Annotated in this window: 16 protein-coding genes and 3 pseudogenes; 9 read left to right on the forward strand and 10 right to left on the reverse strand. The window is 69.9% G+C overall.

The annotated features are described in order from the left end of the window. Together ACIBTS_RS37230 and ACIBTS_RS37235 are read left to right on the forward strand one after the other, a co-directional pair. A partial coding sequence (locus ACIBTS_RS37230; RefSeq protein WP_399325117.1) for an RICIN domain-containing protein occupies positions 1–597 on the forward strand: 597 nt, incomplete at its 5' end. A gap of 31 nt (positions 598–628) precedes the next feature. Then, positions 629–2,680 (forward strand): family 43 glycosylhydrolase, encoded by a 2,052-nt coding sequence (locus tag ACIBTS_RS37235; RefSeq protein ID WP_399325118.1) that lies wholly within the window; start codon positions 629–631, stop codon positions 2,678–2,680. Between the two features lie 77 nt (positions 2,681–2,757). Here the strand turns inward: ACIBTS_RS37235 and ACIBTS_RS37240 are convergent, their stop codons facing one another. The 3 genes and pseudogenes from ACIBTS_RS37240 to ACIBTS_RS37250 all read right to left on the reverse strand — a co-directional run bounded on the left by ACIBTS_RS37240 (position 2,758) and on the right by ACIBTS_RS37250 (position 6,245). Beyond that, on the reverse strand, positions 2,758–5,448 hold the full coding sequence (locus ACIBTS_RS37240; RefSeq protein ID WP_399325119.1) for an RICIN domain-containing protein: 2,691 nt from the start codon (positions 5,446–5,448) through the stop codon (positions 2,758–2,760). Between the two features lie 265 nt (positions 5,449–5,713). Next, positions 5,714–5,974, reverse strand: a pseudogene (locus ACIBTS_RS37245) (non-reducing end alpha-L-arabinofuranosidase family hydrolase); the annotation flags it as partial. Next, positions 5,946–6,245, reverse strand: coding sequence for a hypothetical protein (locus ACIBTS_RS37250; RefSeq protein WP_399325120.1), 300 nt, complete (start codon positions 6,243–6,245; stop codon positions 5,946–5,948). The gene ACIBTS_RS37250 and the pseudogene ACIBTS_RS37245, both read right to left, overlap by 29 nt. A 754-nt stretch (positions 6,246–6,999) precedes the next feature. On the opposite strand from ACIBTS_RS37250, the gene ACIBTS_RS37255 reads away from it, so the two are divergent. After that, positions 7,000–8,106, forward strand: a complete 1,107-nt coding sequence (locus ACIBTS_RS37255) for a ricin-type beta-trefoil lectin domain protein (RefSeq protein WP_399325121.1) — start codon at positions 7,000–7,002, stop codon at positions 8,104–8,106. Positions 8,107–8,213: 107 nt separating this feature from the next. Here the strand turns inward: ACIBTS_RS37255 and ACIBTS_RS37260 are convergent, their stop codons facing one another. The 3 genes from ACIBTS_RS37260 to ACIBTS_RS37270 are packed head-to-tail and all read right to left on the reverse strand — an operon-like array spanning position 8,214 to position 10,176. Beyond that, on the reverse strand, positions 8,214–8,840 hold the full coding sequence (locus ACIBTS_RS37260; RefSeq protein WP_399325122.1) for a YigZ family protein: 627 nt from the start codon (positions 8,838–8,840) through the stop codon (positions 8,214–8,216). 20 nt (positions 8,841–8,860) lie between these two features. Beyond that, positions 8,861–9,433: a SixA phosphatase family protein gene (locus tag ACIBTS_RS37265; RefSeq protein ID WP_399325123.1), complete on the reverse strand. Its 573-nt coding sequence runs from the start codon at positions 9,431–9,433 to the stop codon at positions 8,861–8,863. Beyond that, positions 9,430–10,176, reverse strand: a complete 747-nt coding sequence (locus ACIBTS_RS37270; protein WP_399325124.1) for a hypothetical protein — start codon at positions 10,174–10,176, stop codon at positions 9,430–9,432. Before ACIBTS_RS37270 ends, ACIBTS_RS37265 begins: the two co-directional genes overlap by 4 nt. Positions 10,177–10,290: 114 nt before the next feature. Between ACIBTS_RS37270 and ACIBTS_RS37275 the strand changes: the two genes are divergently transcribed. From ACIBTS_RS37275 to ACIBTS_RS37285, 3 genes are all read left to right on the forward strand, one after another. Beyond that, positions 10,291–10,707, forward strand: coding sequence for a CoA-binding protein (locus ACIBTS_RS37275; RefSeq protein ID WP_399325125.1), 417 nt, complete (start codon positions 10,291–10,293; stop codon positions 10,705–10,707). Positions 10,708–10,850: 143 nt separating this feature from the next. Then, a complete protein-coding gene (locus ACIBTS_RS37280) occupies positions 10,851–12,494 on the forward strand; it encodes an APC family permease (RefSeq protein ID WP_399325126.1) in 1,644 nt (547 codons plus the stop codon). A gap of 7 nt (positions 12,495–12,501) precedes the next feature. Next, on the forward strand, positions 12,502–13,710 hold the full coding sequence (locus tag ACIBTS_RS37285) for a 4-hydroxybenzoate 3-monooxygenase (protein ID WP_399325127.1): 1,209 nt from the start codon (positions 12,502–12,504) through the stop codon (positions 13,708–13,710). 1 nt (position 13,711) lies between these two features. Here ACIBTS_RS37285 and ACIBTS_RS37290 read toward each other — a convergent pair. Continuing rightward, positions 13,712–13,860 (reverse strand): annotated as a pseudogene (locus tag ACIBTS_RS37290) (transcriptional regulator); the annotation flags it as partial. Between ACIBTS_RS37290 and ACIBTS_RS37295 the strand changes: the two are divergent. Next, a pseudogene (locus ACIBTS_RS37295) lies at positions 13,849–14,028 on the forward strand (cation transporter dimerization domain-containing protein); the annotation flags it as partial. The pseudogenes ACIBTS_RS37290 and ACIBTS_RS37295 overlap by 12 nt on opposite strands. A gap of 2 nt (positions 14,029–14,030) precedes the next feature. On the opposite strand, the gene ACIBTS_RS37300 reads toward ACIBTS_RS37295, so the two are convergent. After that, complete coding sequence (locus ACIBTS_RS37300) at positions 14,031–14,588, reverse strand: YbaK/EbsC family protein (protein WP_399325128.1); 558 nt, start codon at positions 14,586–14,588, stop codon at positions 14,031–14,033. 43 nt (positions 14,589–14,631) lie between these two features. Then, positions 14,632–15,210: an XRE family transcriptional regulator gene (locus ACIBTS_RS37305; RefSeq protein ID WP_099937760.1), complete on the reverse strand. Its 579-nt coding sequence runs from the start codon at positions 15,208–15,210 to the stop codon at positions 14,632–14,634. A 105-nt stretch (positions 15,211–15,315) separates the two neighbouring features. Here ACIBTS_RS37305 and ACIBTS_RS37310 point away from each other — a divergent pair, with 105 nt between their 5' ends. Further along, positions 15,316–16,173 carry an EamA family transporter gene (locus tag ACIBTS_RS37310; RefSeq protein ID WP_399325129.1) on the forward strand — a complete coding sequence of 286 codons (858 nt, stop codon included), beginning with the start codon at positions 15,316–15,318 and terminating at the stop codon, positions 16,171–16,173. Positions 16,174–16,182: 9 nt separating this feature from the next. On the opposite strand, the gene ACIBTS_RS37315 is transcribed toward ACIBTS_RS37310, so the two are convergent. Continuing rightward, positions 16,183–16,980 (reverse strand): acyltransferase, encoded by a 798-nt coding sequence (locus ACIBTS_RS37315; protein WP_399325130.1) that lies wholly within the window; start codon positions 16,978–16,980, stop codon positions 16,183–16,185. Between the two features lie 76 nt (positions 16,981–17,056). Here ACIBTS_RS37315 and ACIBTS_RS37320 point away from each other — a divergent pair, with 76 nt between their 5' ends. After that, entirely contained in the window at positions 17,057–17,584 is a 528-nt protein-coding gene (locus tag ACIBTS_RS37320; protein WP_319345381.1) for a gamma carbonic anhydrase family protein, read from the forward strand. Positions 17,585–17,586 lie beyond the last annotated feature (2 nt).

Here is a 17,586-nt window from a genome sequence, read left to right on the forward strand (position 1 = left end):
ATCGACGCCTATGCCTCGACGGTGACGAAGCAGGTGCCGCTGTTCGAGAAGACGGATCTCGCCGCGGGCCCCCACACGATCAGGGTGGTGTGCACGGGCACGAAGAACGCGGCCTCTTCGAACACCGTCTGCGCGCTGGACGCGTTCGCCTCCATCTCGTTTCCCGCGACGAACGCCAACTACAAGTTGCTCAACAAGAACAGCGCCAAGGCGATCGATGTCTCAGGTGCGTCGATGACCGCCGGAGCCAACATCCTCCAGTGGAACGACACCGGAGCCCTGAACCAGAACTGGCGCTTCGTCCCGGTGGGTGACGGCAGCTACGAGATCGTCAGCCGGAACAGCGCTCTGCTCATGGACGTCAGCGGTGCCGCCACCACGGACGGCGCGAACATCGTCCAGGCGACCGACAACAACGCCGCCAGCCAGCACTGGACCCTGGTCGCCACCGGAAACGGCTACTACAAGATCAAGAATGTGAACAGCGGCAAGCTGCTCGCGGTGTCCGGCTCGTCGACGACAGCAGGTGCCCAGCTCGTGCAAACGACGGACACGAATGCCGCCGACCAGCTGTGGCAAGCGGTGAACGTGGACTGACCGCAGGGGCTCCCAACCAAGGAAGGACATCGTGGACATCACAAGACGACAGCTCGGCCGGTTCGCGGTCGTGGGCGCCGGAGGGCTCCTGCTGCCGGGTCTGCTGCCGGCGGGCAGGGCGGCGGCAGCCACACCTCCCGCGGGCACGTGGGGCGACCAGGGCGACGGCACCTACGCCAACCCCATCCTCCCGGGCGACTTCAGCGACTGGGACTGCATCCGGGTCGGCAACGACTACTACGGCATCACCAGCACGTTCGGGTACTCGCCCGGCGTGGCCGTGCTGCACTCCAAGGACCTGGTCAACTGGCGCACTCTCGGCGGGGCGGTCAGCGATCTCACCCAGATCGGACCACTGCTGAACTGGGACCGGATGAACCGCTTCGGCCGTGGCGTGTGGGCCGGCGCGATCCGCTATCACGCGGGGCGGTACTGGGTGTACTTCAACACCCCCGACGAGGGCTTCTTCATGACGTCGGCCCCCTCGCCGTCCGGGCCGTGGGATCCGCTGACGGCGGTGTGGCGGACCTCCGGCTGGGACGACCCGTGCCCGTTCTGGGACGACGACGGCCAGGGCTACCTGGTCACCACGCACTACTCGGACAGCTACAAGATCAACCTGTTCCAGCTGTCCGCGGACGGCAAGTCGCTGGTCGGCTCGCCCACGGTCATCCACCAGTCACCGGGCAGCGAGGCCAACAAGCTGTACAAGATCAACGGCCTCTACTACCACCTGTACAGCGAGGTGAAGTCCGAGGGGCGGGTGCTGATGATGAACCGCGGCTCCAGCCTCTACGGCCCCTTCGAGACCAAGCAGCTGGAACACGTCAACGCCAACGTGGACCGCGAACCCAACCAGGGCGGCCTGGTACAGGCCCCGGACGGCACCTGGTACTTCGTCACCCACCACGGCCACGGCGCCTGGGAGGGACGGCCGCTGTCCCTGCTCCCGGTGACCTGGGTGGACGGCTGGCCGATCCTGGGCCAGGTCGGCACGGACGGCATCGGCAACATGGTCTGGACCGGCCCCGTACCCGCCGGCGGCACACCCGGCCTGCCGCTGGACGCACTGCCCCCCGTGGTGACCGGTGACCTGTTCACCGACAGCAGCATCAAGCCGCAGTGGGAGTGGTACTACCAGCCCCGCGCCGACCACTGGTCACTGACCGAACGCCCCGGCTACCTCCGGCTCAAGGCGTTCGCCCCGCTCGCGGCCGACAACCTGACCAAGGTCGGCAACACCCTCACCCAACGGGTGCTGCGCAATGCGGGCGGCGCGACGGTGACCGTCCGCCTCGAACTGGACGGCCTCGCCGACGGCCAGCACGCCGGACTGTGCCACTACGCCGCCACCTACGCCGGGCTGGGCGTGCGGCGCTCCGGGACCACCACCACGATCGCCCAGAACGTCGGCGGCACCCTGACCTACGGCCCGGTGGTCTCGCAGAACGCCGTGTGGCTGCGCACCACCTGGGACGTGAACGGCGTCAGCCAGTTCTCCTACAGCCTCGACGGCAACACATACACCGCCTTCGGCGGCACCTACCAGCTCACCTGGGGCGGATACCGCGGCGACCGGATCGGCCTGTACACCTACAACCCGAACAACACCGGCTACGCCGACTTCGACTCGGTGCAGTACACCCTCGCACCCACCAGGTCCTACAAGTGCGTCAGCGTGCGCAGCGGCAAGCTCGCCGACGTCTCCGGCGCCTCCAAGGCCGACGGCGCCACCGTGATCCAGTGGCCCGACAACGGCAAACCGAACCAGCACTGGGCCTTCCAGTCCACAGGGGACGGCTACCACACCATCACCTGCGTCAACAGCGGCAAGGTCCTCGACGTGGCGGGGTCCTCGACAGCGGACGGCGCACCGGTCGTCCAGACGACCGCCGACGGCCGCACCAGCCAGCAGTGGCAGCTACGCCCGCAGACCGGCGGCGAGTTCACCCTGGTCAACCGCAACAGCGGCAAGGTCCTCGACGTCAAGGGAGGCAGCACCGCCGACGGCACCGCACTCATCCAGTACCGCGACGTCGGCGGCTCCAACCAGCGCTGGACCTTCCAACGCGTCATCGGCTAGCCCGGAAGCAAGCAGTGAGGCCGGAAAGCCATCGCTTTCCGGCCTCATCGCGTACCCGCCCCGAGTCGGTCACCCGGTCACTGGATCGTCCAGGCCTGGTTGGGCTGGTTCAGGGGCATCCACTGACTGATGGCGGCTCCGTTGGCCGTCGATCCGCCACCGACCTCCAGGATCTGCCTGCTCTCGAAGTTGCGGATGACGTACCCACCGCTGGTCGGCTCGAAGTACCACAGCTGGTTGTTGCCGCCGGCGAAGGTGTACTGCTGCAGCGCGGTCCCCCTGCGGTGACTGAAGTTGTTGATGTCGAGGACCTTGCCGCTGTTCCGGTTCACGATCCGGTAGAGCTGACCGCTGACCGGAACGATGTTCCACTGCTGGTTGGTCCCGCCGTTGCTCGGCCACTGGACGACGCTCCCGCCGTCGGCGGTGGACCCCCCGGAGACGTCCATCAGCTGCCCGCTGTTGACGTTCTTGATCGTGTAGTACGTCGACGGGTTGGTGTTCGGCGTACCGGTCGCGTCCTCGAGCGCCCCGCCGGCCTGCTGCACACTGAAGTCCGCGATGAAGAAGTACGCGCCGTCGGTCTTGGCGACCCGCACATAGCGGAACTTCTGGCGGACGTCGATGTCGCCCGTGAGCGTCGAGGCGAGCGGCAGGGTACTCGTCTGGCGTCCCAGGACGGTGTAGGTGCCGAAGGACGGGTCGTTGGAGCCCCGGATCTCGAAGTTGCCACGGGTCTCGGGCTGGTCCAGGTCCTGGCGGGTGGTCAGCGAGAACTGTCCGAGCTGGTAGGCCTGACCCAGGTCGACCTGCCACCAGGCCGAGGTGTCGCTCCCGGTCGGCGACCAGCCGGTGGCACTGTCGTTGTCGTTGCCCTTGGACGCCGCCCACCCGGAGTTCAGGACCGTGGACGCGGAGGCCGGCTTGTTGTACGCGAGGTTGATCTTGGCTGCCAGCCCCTGGTAGGCGGGCTCAAGACCAGAAGCCTTGATCACCGAGTCGCCGGAGGTCCTGTTGTTGGTGAGCGTGACGCTGGTGCCGTTGCGGTTCTGGTTGATGAATCCGTCGGTGTGCGACAGCACGTTGTTCGACAGGGTCATGTTGTTCGACCCCTCGTCCAGGTAGATGCCGCTGACCGCGGAAGTGCAGGCGGCCGGCATACGCACCGCGTCGTGGATGTAGTTGCCGTTGAAGACGGTGCCCGGGTCGCTGGAGAGGTGGTAGATACCGGCGGCGTCGCAGAGCCGGTTCAGCACGTTGCCGATCCGGTTGTAGCTGACGCTGTTGTTGCCCTCGGCGTTGGCCGCCGACTGCCAGCCCCAGCCCAGCGAGATGCCCGCCCACGGAGTGTCCGAGATGTCGTTGTGGTCGATGGCGGTGCTGTTGACGAAGCCCGCGTTGATGCCGGCGGTGCCCAGGTAGTCCTGACCGATCCGGGTGATCAGGTTGTTCTTCACGGTGACGTTCTTGACGACCTCCCGGGCGTCCTCACCGGCCGGCGAGGTGGGCGGGTTGTAGACGGTGTGGAACTCCACGGTCGGGTCGGAGAACTTGCCGACCATGATTCCGTTGCCGGCGATGTCGTGGACGAGGTTGCCGGTCACGGTGCTGTCGTGCACGCCGTGGTGCAGGTCGAGGGCGGTGGCGCCCATCTGTGTGAAGGTGTTGCCGGTGAAGGAGAGGCGGTCGGCGTTCGACGCCTGGACCCCGGCCGGCGGACGGCCGACGTACTGGTTGTTGGAGGTGTCGGCCGAGGTGTTGTAGTTGCCGCCCTGGCCGTTGAGGTAGCCGTTGTCCGTCGCTTCCATCCAGGTGGTCCGGGTGAAGGTGATCCCGGAGAAGCGCAGGTCGTGGGCGGGACTGTCGAGGTTCGTGCCCTTGATGTCGAATAGCGTCTTGAGCGTCGGCGCCTGCACGGTGGCCGTGGACATGTCCTCGCCGGGGCGGGGCTTGTAGTAGACGGTCTGCGCGGCCATGTCGACGTAGAACTCGCCCGGTTCGTTGAGGAACTCGTGGGCGTTCTCGAAGTGCAGGGGAGAGCCGTTGGCGAGGATCGGGTAGGGGCGCGGGAACAGGATGCCCGCCTCGTGGTCCTGGATCGACACGTCGGCGGTGCCATTGGCGGAGCTGGTCGACTTCAGCCGCAGGTAGCTCTCGCCCCACTGCGTCTCCAGCAGCATCTCGACCTGGTTGAGGTTGTTCCAGTTGGAGACCTGTGAGCTGAGCACCTTCAGCAGCTTGTTGGTCTTGTCGCTGCCCTGCAGCTGGAAGTCCGTGCCGGCGTCGGGGAAGCGGGCCCGGGTGGCGCGGACCCCGTTGACGTAGAGCTGCCGGAAGTTGAGGCTGCCCACGGAGGCCTTGTACTCGCCGCCCGCCGCCGAGGTCCAGCCGGTGATCGCCTTGCCGCCGCTGATCACGGGCGTCTCACCGTTGTACGCCTGGTAGACGACCGTGTGGCCGTTCGTGCCCGAGTCGCTGGTGCCGAAGCTGACCGGGCTGGTGAGGGAGTAGGTGCCGCCGCGCAGGTTCACCACGATGTCGTCGGACATGTTCGCGTTCACGGCCCGCACCGCGTCCTGGGCGGCCTGGACGGTCTTGAACGCCGCGGCAGTGCTGGTTCCCGAGTTGCTGTCACTGCCGTTGACAGGGTCGACGTAGAAGTTCGTCGTGGCCGCGTAGGCGGGTTGAGCGGGCAACACGGCCGCGAAGACGACAGCCGCCGCCGCGAGCGCCTTGACCGTCCCCGCGCCGATGCGTAGGGGTCTCATCTGTGGTGTCCCTCCTCCAAGCCCCCGTTTCCTATGAGTTGCATTTATCGAGGCATAGAGGGACCCCAGTCAAGACGATAGGCATACTTATTTGTCGGTAGCGCACACGCCGATGACCTGCGGGCACATCAGGTCCGGTACCGCGCACACCACCTGGAGCGCAGAATCTCCCCAGGTAGGAGCGCAGTTCGCCGTGGCGATCAGCACGCTTGCCACCGCCCACCCCACCTGTCCGACGGAACTGCTCCCCAAAAATGAATACTACTCATTTCAGGCGGTCAGCAGGGGAGTTGGTCTGGGTGAGCAGGCCCATCCGCCAGGGCAGGCGGATGTAGTCGCCCCCGGCGTTGGGGTCCATGCCCTGGTAGACGTACTACAGGCGGCACGGATCGATGGTCAGGGTCCGATCGACGGTCAGGGTCTGGTCGTTGCCGGCCCGGACCATCTCGCCGCGGCTGATGTCCCGGGTCCAGGCGCCGCCGGGGAAGGTGACGTTGTCACGGCCGGCGAAGGGCTGGTTCTCCGTGGTAGGTCTGCGGCGCGGAGGCGGCCTGGGACCAGTCGTCGAAGGTGAACTGCACCAGGCCCCAGCCGGAGGGGCCGGCGGCGGTCGCGCCGGACACGTCGAGGGCCTTGCCGCTGCCGCGGTTGACCAGCCCGTACCTCGCGCTCGTGTCCACGGCGGCCGCCCGCGCCGTCCCGGCGGCGCCCAACCCGGTCAGCAGCGCCGCCATCAAGGCGGTCACCGCGCCGAGCACCCCATTCGCGTCCCGCGGCCCCGGCACGGGATCCTGCATGCCCTGAGCATGCCCTTCATCTGCATCTCCTTCCGCTGAGTGCGGCCGCCCGTCCCCTGGCATCGAATTGTTGAAATCTGTTCGGTTCCGTCGCAGGACCGTAGGCATCGGACATGCTCACGTCAACTGTTACTACGAGTAAATACATCCCATGTTCAGCGAGACGAAAGTCAGGGAGTGAAGCCCAACTGTCCGCCATACGCTGGGCATTTATGCCCCCAACTCCGGACGGCACTCCCTCCGCACCCAACCCATCCATCCAATGTTCCGGGCCGATGGCGACATGCAGCCCGCCACCGGGATGCGGCGCGCCGCTGTTGCCGAGCGCGATCGAACGACGTCGAATGCATCGCCGGACATGGGATGTTCACGCATCTGTGCCGGAGAGGCAGAGAACGGCGAACTGCCCATGGGAACAGGGATGATGGGACGAACCGACACAGAACTCGCCCCCGTGTCGCCCGCTCCGAATTTCTTGCATTCATGGGATGCCCCCGACGGGGATCAGCGTGGTATCTCTACGAGTGCGCTGGGGCCGCCTCGGGCCGACCCGCTCGGTACAGGAGGTTCGAGGCAGACGGGACGCCGGACAGGTTCGGTGTCGTCAACGCTCACAGCGCAACACGCCCGCCGACCACGTCGTTCCGCCCGTACGTCAGGCGGCTCCGACGAGACGGCGCGACGGCCGAGTTGCCGACACGGACGGCGATCAGCCGCGTTGATTCAGCACTCACTCGCAGAAGAGGACACCTGCATGAGAAAGCCTTGGATCCTGCCCCTCATCACGCTGGTCACCGCCGTGCTCGGGATGACGGCAGCAGGCGCGACCCCTGCCTCCGCCGCCTCCAACACGCCCTTGCGGGTGATGCCGTTGGGCGACTCCATCACCTGGGGCGTGGGAAGCAGTACCGGCAACGGCTACCGGGCGCCGTTGTGGGACAAGCTTGCGGCGGACGGCCATCCGCTGGACTTCGTGGGCACCGGGCGGGCCGGTTCGATGTCCGATCCCGACAACGAGGGTCACTCGGGGTACCGCATCGACCAGATCGCCGCACTCGCCGACGCCTCACTGACCCGCTACCGGCCCAACGTCGTGACGCTGGAGATCGGCACCAACGACCTCAACGGGAACTACCAGGTCCCCACCGCCACCGCCCGGCTGAAGTCGCTGGTCAACCAGATCACCGTCGCGGCCCCCGACGCAACCGTCCTCGTGGCCTCCCTGGTCGTGTCCACCAGCGGCTCGGAGGAACAGCACCGTGCCGCGTACAACCAGGCCATTCCCCAGATCGTGAGCGACGCACAGGCCGCGGGCAAGCGCGTCGCGTACGTGGACATGAGCAGCCTGACCACGGCCGACCTGGCCGACGCCCTGCATCCCAACGACGCGGGGTACCAGAAGATGGCCGACGCCTTCCACCGCGGCGTCCAGGCCGCGGACCGCGCCGGGTGGTTGAGAAACCCCGCACCCGCACCCGCACGCGTGTCCTCCGGCATCGCCGGCAAGTGCCTGGATGTCAGTGGCGCCAACACCGCCGACGGGACCGCCGTCCAGACCTGGGGCTGCAGCGGCAGCGCCAACCAGCTCTGGTCCGCCTACACCGACGGCACGCTGCGCTCCATGGGCAAATGCCTCGACGCCGCCGGAGGGAGCACCGCCAACGGCACCAAGGTGCAGATCTGGGCCTGCCACGGCGGCGCCAACCAGGTCTGGCAGCCCTACAACGGCGGCTACCGCAACCCCGCCTCCGGCCGCTGCCTCGACGTTCCGGGCTCCTCCACAGCCGACGGCACGCAGCTCCACCTGTGGGACTGCAACGGCGGTGCCAACCAGAAGTGGACCACTCTCACCGCCGGATGACCCCCGCTCCCGGGACCTGAGCCCTTGGGAGGCCGAGGCCCCGTCGGGGTCGCGGCTTCCCGGGCCCCGCCCGTTCGCTCAACGCAACACGCGGCACGCGGCACACCTCACGCGTCCCCGTACGCCTCGCCGCCCAGTTCGAAGGCCGCCGTGCCCGCCGTCGCGTCCGCCAGCCAGGCGCGGAAGGCGTCCACCTCGGCGTCCGGGAGGCCGATCTCGATGGTGACCGCCTCGCCGTAGCGGACGTCCCGTACCGCGCGGCCGGTCGAGTGGAGGTCGTTCTGCACCTTGCCCGCGCGCTGGTGGTCCACGGTCAGGGTGGCCAGGCGGAAGCGGCGGCGGGTGAGCGTGCCGAGGGTGTCGAGGGCCTCGCCGACCGCGCCGCCGTAGGCCCGGATGAGGCCGCCGGCACCCAGCTTGACGCCGCCGTAGTAGCGGGTGACGACGGCGACGACGTACCGCATGTCGCGGCGCAGCAGCATCTGGAGCATCGGCACGCCCGCGGTGCCGCCGGGTTCGCCGTCGTCGCTCGCCTTCTGGACGGAGGCGTCGGCGCCGATGACGTACGCCCAGCAGTTGTGGGTGGCGTCGGCGTGCTCCCTGCGGACGGCGGCGATGAAGTCCTGGGCCTCCTGCTCGGTGGCCGCCGGGGCGAGGGCGCACAGGAAGCGGGAGCGGTTGACCTCGGTCTCGTGCACGCCCGCGTGGGCCACTGTGCGGTACTCGTCCTGCATCCGGCCAGCCTAATCCGTAATTAAGGGCATCCCCATGGAGCAGAACCTGTGGGCGGCTTTTTGCCCCTGGGGACGGTCATCGAGGTCAGCAGGGCCGTGCCGGGGGTCAGGGCGCGCCAGTCGGGTCCGTGCCAGGCGAGGACGGCGACGGCCGACGTGGGGAACTTCAGCCGCACCTCGTCCAGGGCGTCGTGGAGACCGTCCCCGGCCAGGTCGAGGACCAGTTCCTCCAGTCCGGGGTTGTGCCCGACCAGCAGCAGGGTGCCGACCTCGGCGGGCGTCTCGTGAACGACGTCCAGCAGCTCGGGTACGTCGGCCGCGTAGAGCCGCGGGTCGAAGCGCACCGGGGGCGTCGGGCCGGGCCACTGGGCGGCCGCCAGTTCCCAGGTGGCGCGGGCGCGGACGGCGGTGGAGCACAGGGCGAGGTCGGGCAGGCAGTCGGCCGTGGCGAGCGCGCGGCCCGCGGCCGGTGCGTCCCGGCGGCCGCGCGGGGCCAGCGGCCGTTCGTGGTCGGGGACGCCGTCCGGCCAGGCCGACTTGGCATGCCGCAGCACGACCAGCCGACGCGGCCCCCGGCCGACGGGCCCGGTCACGCCGGGGCCCCCAGATCGCGGGTGAGTTCGAGGCCGAGAAGACGGTCGGCGTAGGCGTAGGTCTCGAAGCGGGCCCCGTCCGGCAGCTCGGGGCCGGCGTCGGCCACCGACCGCAGTACCCGCAGCACCTCCGGCATGTCCAGGTCGTCCTCCCATGCGGTGCGCAGCCGGCCGCGCACATCCTCGGGAACCGGCCGCGAGGGCCGCCGCGCCCAGTCGGCGACGGCTCTCCTCCACCGTACGAGGGTGTCGTGGGCCTCGCCCAGCACGGCCGCGTCGAGCCGGACGGGCTCGCTGCGGGGCGTGGACAGGAGGGCGAGGCGCAGCACGGCGGGGTCGGGGGCCGATACGGCGTCCGTCTCCGGCTCCCCGGGCCCGGCCGCCCACTCGGCCGGCGCGACGGCGACCCGTACGCCGTCGGGGGCCGGGCCGTCCGCCCCCACGACGTGCAGGATCTGTGCCTCGCCCACTCCGCCGCCGAGTTCGCGGCCGTCCTCGAAGGGGTGCATGCCGAGGGCGGTGGCGCCCGCCCGGAGTTCCGCCTGCTCGCGTTCGCCGGTGAGCAGGGCGAAGACGGGTGTACCGCCCAGTTCCAGCGCGCGAAGGAGCAGATCGGCGACGAGCAGGACGCGGAGCGCCCCGGAGCCGTACCCCGAGGCATGGGCCTCGACACGGGTCAGGCCCCGCCGGACGGGGGCGGCGACGACGGACTCGCCGGTTCGGGCGTCGATGATGCGCAGCACGAGGCCGAGCGTAGGCGGACGGCGGACGGTTCGCAGGCAAGCGCCCGGAATCAGCGTCCGCCGTGCTCCGTTGCAGTGGAGGACAGCTTGTGTCCGACCCGAAGGAGGCCGCCGGTGTACGGCGACGAGGAAACGATCCGGAAGATCCTCACCGGGCTCGGCGACACCTGGGCCGTGGTGGGCCTGTCGTCGAACCGCCGGCGCGCGGCCTACGGGGTCGCCGAGGTGCTCCAGCGGTACGGCAAGCGGGTCGTCCCCGTCCACCCGAAGGCGGAGACGGTGCACGGGGAGCAGGGGTACGCCTCCCTCGCGCACATCCCCTTCGAGGTGGATGTCGTCGATGTCTTCGTCAACAGCGAGCTCGCGGGCGCCGTCGCCGACGAGGCGGTCGCCAAGGGCGCGAAGGCGGTGTGGTTCCAGCTGGACGTCGTCGACGAAGAGGCCTACGACCGTACGCGCGCCGCCGGACTGGAGATGGTCATGGACCGTTGCCCGGCGATCGAGATTCCCAGGCTGGGCCGCGACTCCTGAAAAGTTGCCCAGGAGATACCCGCACACAGGTCAAAACTGCGCCCGCGGTCTTCATTGCGGCGGTGGTCGATTCCTATTCTGAGCCTCCGATAAATGACGAACTCACCTTCCAGGTAAGTCATTTGTGAGAGGCCGTTGAAAACATGGTAAGCGTCGATCCCATTCCCCAGGCCAAGGAGAACCCGGGCTCGGGCGGACTGCGCCGGGACGTCGGACTGATCGGGCTGATGTGGGCGTCGGTCGGATCCATCATCGGCTCCGGCTGGCTGTACGGCGCCCAGAAGGCGGTCGTGGTGGCCGGTCCCGCCGCGGTCGTGTCGTGGGTGATCGGGGCCGTGGCGATCGTGCTCCTCGCCCTGGTGCACGCCGAGCTCGGCGGTATGTTCCCGGTCGCGGGCGGCACGGCCCGCTATCCGCACTACGCTTTCGGCGGCCTGGCCGGGATGTCCTTCGGCTGGTTCTCCTGGCTGCAGGCGGCGACCGTGGCGCCGATCGAGGTCGAGGCGATGATCGGATACGCCGGGCACTGGAGCTGGGCGCGGGGTTTCCAGCATTCCGACGGCACCCTCACCACCGACGGGTTCCTGGTCGCCGTATTCCTCATGGCCGTGTTCGTCGCCGTGAACTTCTTCGGCGTCCGGGCGCTCGCGCACACCAACAGCGCCGCCACCTGGTGGAAGATCGCGGTGCCGTTGGTCGCGATATTCGTCATCGCGGCCGGCAATTTCCATCCGGGCAACTTCACTTCGGAGGGCTTCGCGCCGTTCGGCGCCAAGGGCGTGCTGAGCGCGATCAGTTCGTCCGGCATCATCTTCGCCCTGCTGGGGTTCGAGCAGGCGATCCAGCTCGCCGGGGAGAGCCGGTACCCGAAGCGGGACCTGCCCAGGGCGACCCTCGGCTCGGTCGCGATCGGCGCCGTCGTCTATGTTCTGCTCCAGGTCGTGTTCATCGCCGCGCTCCCGCACAGCGCCTTCGCCGACGGCTGGGCCAAGCTGAACTACGCGGGCATCAGCGGCCCCTGGGCGGGCCTGGCGACCCTGGTGGGGCTGGGCTGGCTGAGCGCCGTGCTGTACCTCGACGCGGTGGTCTCCCCCGGCGGGACCGGCCTCATCTACACCACCGCGACCTCCCGGATCTCCTTCGGCCTGGCCCGCAACGGCTACGCGCCGAAGGTGTTCACGCACACCGACAGGCGGGGTGTGCCCTGGTTCGGGCTGGTCATGTCGTTCGTGACCGGCGTCGTCTGTTTCCTGCCGTTCCCCAGCTGGCAGGAGCTGGTCGGCTTCATCACCTCGGCGAGCGTGCTGATGTACGCCGGCGCGCCGCTGGCCTACGGGGTGTTCGCCGACCGGCTGCCGCACCACGAGCGTCCGTACCGGCTGCCGGGCGGCAGGTGGATCTCCCCGTCGTCGTTCGCGGTGGCCAACCTCATCATCTACTGGGCCGGCTGGGACACGCTGTGGCGGCTCGGCGTCGCCATCGTCATCGGCTATGTGCTGCTCGGCGGCTACGCCTGGTACGCCGTCCGCGCCGGGCTGCCCGACGCGCCCCGGCTGGACTGGAAGGCCGCGCAGTGGCTTCCCGTCTATCTGCTGGGCCTCGGCCTGATCTCCTGGCAGGGCGGTTTCGGCGGCCAGGGGCACCTGGGACTGTGGTGGGACATGCTGGTCGTGACCGGATTCTCGCTGGCGGTCTACTACTGGGCGAAGGCGTCCGCGTCCCGCCCCGAGGAGATCGAGCGCAGCATCGGGGAGGTCACGGTCGCGGACGCCCCGGCCCACCCATAATGTGCGGGTGACCACCAACTCCCCCTCCTCTCACCACACTCCGGTCGTCGTCGTGGGCGCGGGCCCCGCGGGTCTCACCGTCGGCAACATCCTGCGGGCCGCGTCCGTCGACTGTGTCGTCCTGGAGACGGAGAGCCGTGAGTTCATCGAGCGGCGGCCGCGCGCCGGCGTCATCGAGGAGTGGGCGGTGCGCGGACTGCAGCGACGGGGCCTGGCACACCACTTGACGGAGCGTGCTCAGCGGCACTCCGCGTGCGAGTTCCGCTTCGGCGGCGAGCGGTACCGCTTCTCCTACACCGAACTGACGGGTCATCACCACTGGGTGTATCCACAGCCGTTGCTGGTGACGGACCTCGTCCACAGCTACGTCGAGGTACGCGGCGGCGACGCCCGCTTCTCGGTGCGCGACGTCGAACTGCACGACCTCGACACGGCCCGGCCGACGGTCTCGTACACCTGCCGGGACACGGCTGAACGGCAGGTGCTGACCTGCGACTTCGTGGTCGGCGCGGACGGGGCGCGCGGGGTCGGCCGGACCGCGCTGACGCCAAAGCGGGCGCGGATCGCGCGGCACGACTACGGCATCGGCTGGCTGGCGCTGCTCGCCGAGGCGCCGCCGTCCGCCGACTGCGTGCTGTTCGGCGTCCATCCGAACGGGTTCGCCGGGCACATGGCCCGCAGCCCCGAGTTGACCCGCTACTACCTGCAGTGCCCGCCCGGCGACGACCCGGAGAACTGGTCCGACGACCGGATCTGGTCCGAGCTGCACCAGCGCCTCGGTGCGTCCGACGGTCCGCCGCTCACCGAGGGGCCGCTGATCGAGAAGCGGGTGCTGGACATGCACGACTACGTGGTCGAGCCGATGACGTACGGGCGGCTCTTCCTGGCCGGGGACTCGGCCCACCTCGTGGCGCCCATCGCCGCGAAGGGCCTGAACCTCGCCCTGCACGACGCGTTCCTGCTGGGCGACTCACTGGTCGCCTACCTGGACGGCGGCGACGGGGCCGGCCTGGACAGCTACTCGGAGACATGTCTGCGCCGGGTGTGGGACTACCAGGAGTTCTCGCAGTGGCTGTCCGAGGTCTACCACGGGACCGCGGCCGGCGACCCGTTCCTGGCGGGCACGACGTTCGCCCGGCTGCGCCGGCTGTTCACGTCTCCCACCGCCGCTGCCGCCTTCGCGGAGCAGTACCTCGGGACCGCGGAACACTACTGAGTCAGGCGTGCGGCGGTTCGTCCCCCAGCCGGTGGCCCGCCACGTTCGGCGCCTCGTCCACCAGGCGGCGCAGATGGCCGTCGCGGAGAGCCAGTAGATCACCCGGCGGCCCTCCGCGTGCAGCAGGGCGAGCCGGGTGCGGCCGTCGTGGACGGCGAGGTGACGGTACGTCGGGCGCATGGTATCGCCGTGGACGCGGAGCACGCGCTGCTGCACGCCGTCCCCCGGCTGACGGCCGCGCTGGTCCACGCGGACCCGGCGCCGACCCCGGGCGAGGACGGCCCGCATCTGGCCCTCGCCCATCACGGGGTGGCCTGAGCTCAGGCCACCCCGAGCCCCTCCAGCACCACCGCGCCCGGCAGTTCGGCGAGGGCCTTGCCCGGCACCAGGAGTTTGCCGCGTCGGCGCCCGCTGCCCACCAGGACGTACGGCAGGTCGACGACGACGGAGTCCACCAACACCGGCCAGGCGGCGGGGAGTCCGATGGGGGTGATCCCGCCGTACTCCATGCCGGTCTCCCCGACGGCCGTGTCCATGGCGGCGAACGAGGCCTTGCGGGCGCCCAGTTGGCGACGGACGACGCCGTTGACGTCGACCCGGGTGGTGGACAGCACGAGGCAGGCGGCGAGGGTCGTCTCGCCGCCGCGCTTGCCGGCCACCACCACGCAGTTCGCGGACTGCTCCAGCAGTTCGCGCCCGTAGTGCTCCACGAACACGGCCGTGTCCGCCCACTGCGGGTCGGTGTCGACGTAGACGATCCGGTCGGCGGGCACGCTGCCGCTCCAGTGGCGTACGGCGTCGGCGACCGGGTCGGTCAGCTCGTCGAGGCAGTCGGGGGCGGGGACGGCGGTGTCGAAGTGACCGATGGGTGCGCGCATGATCGCACGCTAACAGCCCGTCCACGCCCGCCGGAGGGGGATCTCAGCTCACGGGCGGCGGCGGCACCGACACGGTCAGCACCATCTCCGTCGGGACCTCGCCCTGATTGCCGTACCGGTGCGCGGCATTGGCCTCGAACGTGACGCTCGCGCCCGTCGGCACGCGGTACTCCACGCCGTCGACGGTGAGGGTGAGTTCACCGGCGGTGACATGGGCGATCTCGACGGTGCCCGGCGGGTGCGGCTCCGAGCCGCTGCTCTCGCCGGGCATGAGCCGCCAGTCCCACATCTCCAGCGGGCCCGGCGCCTCCGTGCCCGCGAGGAGCCGGCTGAAGCTGCCCTCGTCGGTGTGCCACAGTCGTACCGCCTGCTCGGCGGGGACGACGCGGACCTTCGGTCCCTGTTCGTAGTCGAGCAGGGTGGTGATGCTCACCCCGAGCGCGTCGCCGATCTTGACGACCGTGCCGAGGCTGGGGTTCGTGCGGGCCTGCTCGATCTGGATCAGCATGCCGCGACTGACCCCGGCGCGGGCCGCGAGCGTGTCGAGGGTGAAGCCGCGCACCGCGCGCCAGTGCTTGACGTTGCGCGCCAGGGACTGAGTCAGGAGTTCGAGGTCCGACACGTTCCGTCCACTTCGGGAGTCCAATATTCTGGATGACAGGGTTCAGCGCCCTGCACTACGGTGTGGTGCACCCGACCGTGCACCGAACTGTACTGCGAGGACCCCGTGACAGCACTCTTCGCCCTGGCCACCAGCCTGCTGTGGGGCCTGGCCGACTTCGGCGGCGGGCTGCTGACCCGGAGGACCCCGGCGCTCACGGTGGTCATGGTCTCGCAGTCGATCGCGGCGGCCGTCCTCGGCGTGATCGTGATCGCCACCGGTGGCTGGAGCGAGGCCGGTCCCCGGTTGTGGTTCGCGGTCGCGGCCGGGCTGGTGGGGCCCCTCGCCCTGCTCTCGTTCTACAAGGCGCTGGCGCTCGGCCCCATGGGGGTCGTGTCCCCGCTGGCCACGCTGAGCGTGGCCGTGCCGGTCTCCGTCGGGCTGGTCCTCGGCGAGCGACCGGGGTTCGTCCAGCTCGCGGGCATCGCGGTGGCGGTCGTCGGGGTCGTCCTCGCGGGCGGTCCGCAGCTGCGCGGCGCGGCGGTGCAGCGGCAGGCCGTGCTGCTCACGCTGGTCGCGGCGCTCGGTTTCGGCACGGGGTTCGTGCTGATCACCGAGGCGTCCACGACCGTCACCGGCCTGTTCCTCGCCCTGTTCGTGCAGCGCGTGACCAATGTGGCCACGGGCGGTGCGGCGCTGTACGTCGCCGTCCGGCGCGGGGCGTCCGCGCTGCCCGCGGGCGGGCTCGCGTGGGCCTCGCTGCCGTCGTTCGGGTTCGTCGGGCTGGCCGACGTCGCCGCGAACGGCACCTACGCCGTCGCCGCCCAGCACGGCCCGGTCACGGTCGCCGCGGTGCTCGCCTCGCTCTACCCGGTGGTGACGGCACTGGCCGCGCGCGGCTTCCTGCGGGAGCGGCTGCGCGCCGTCCAGGCCGCGGGCGCGGGACTGGCGCTGGTGGGCACGCTGCTGCTGGCGGCGGGCTGACACAGGCTCTCAGCCCTCCGGCTCCAGCTGGGCCAGCTTCTCGACGGTCTCCTCGTCCAGCTCCGACAGCGCGACCAGCTGGTCCGGGGTGACCCCGTCCGGTATCGGCACCGGCGCGGGCGTGCGCAGCGGCGGCTGCCAGCCCTCGGCGGGCGTCCAGCGCCGTACGACCTTGGCGGGCGCCCCCGCGACGACGGAGTGGTCGGGCACCGTGCCCCGCACCACCGCCCCCGCCGCGACCACGACGTTGCGTCCGATCCGCGCTCCCGGCAGGATCACGGCCCCCGTGCCGATCCAGCATCCGGGGCCGATCTCCACGGGCTCCATGCGGGGCCACTGCTTGCCGATGGGCTCGTGCGGATCGTCGTAGGAGTGGTTCGTCGACGTCACATACACGTACGGGCCGAAGTAGCAGTCGCTGCCGATGGTGACCGTCGTGTCGGCGATGACATGGCTGCCCCGGCCGAGGACCACTCCGTCGCCGAGGCGCAGGATCGGGTCGGGGCCGAGGTCGAGGTCGGGCATCAGACCGGCGGTGAGAGTCACCTGCTCGCCGACGATGCAGTGCGCGCCGAGGTGGATCCACGGCTCCCCGAACACCGTGCCGAGCGGGAAGGCGAGCCGGGTGCCCGTGCCCATCGAGCCGAAGCGGAAGCGGCCGGGGTGTTCGGCGGTGACGGAGCCGGTGCGCTGCACCCAGGCCCAGCCGGCCTGGACGGCGCGCTGCCCCAGGCGACGCCGCCATGATGAGAACGTGTTCTTGCGCTTCGGCACCCGCTCACCGTACTCAGCGCGCGTTGCGGCCATGGGTGCGAAGCCCTGTGATCTTCGCCCTACCGGGTGGCGTACCGTGCGGGAGGACGATCGACACGAGGAGACGGTGATGACGCACAAGGCGCTGATCGTGGGCATCGGCGGCAGGGAACCCGAGGTCGACGCGGAGGCGTTCGTGGCGCCGACGGCCTCGGTGATCGGGGACGTGACGCTTCAGGCGGGCGCGAGCGTCTGGTACGGCGCGGTCGTGCGCGGTGACGTCGAGCGGATCACCGTCCGGCGCGACGCCAACATCCAGGACAACGTGACGCTGCACGCCGACCCCGGCTTTCCGGTGACGATCGGCGAGCGGGTGTCCGTCGGCCACAACGCGGTCGTGCACGGGGCGACGGTCGGGGACGACTGCCTGATCGGGATGGGCGCGACCGTGCTCAACGGGGCGGTGATCGGGGCGGGTTCGCTGGTCGCCGCGCAGGCGCTCGTGCCGCAGGGAATGGAGGTGCCGCCGGGGTCACTGGTGGCAGGGGTGCCGGCGAAGGTGAAACGGGAGTTGAGCGAGGAGGAGCGTCAGGGAGTGACCCTCAACGGCACGCTCTACGCGGACCTGGCCAAAGCCCATGGTGAGATCCACGAGTAGGC

Origin of the sequence: Streptomyces sp. NPDC050121, from assembly GCF_044460385.1 — a bacterium.
In the GTDB taxonomy this organism is placed as follows: Bacteria; Actinomycetota; Actinomycetes; order Streptomycetales; family Streptomycetaceae; genus Streptomyces; species Streptomyces soliscabiei.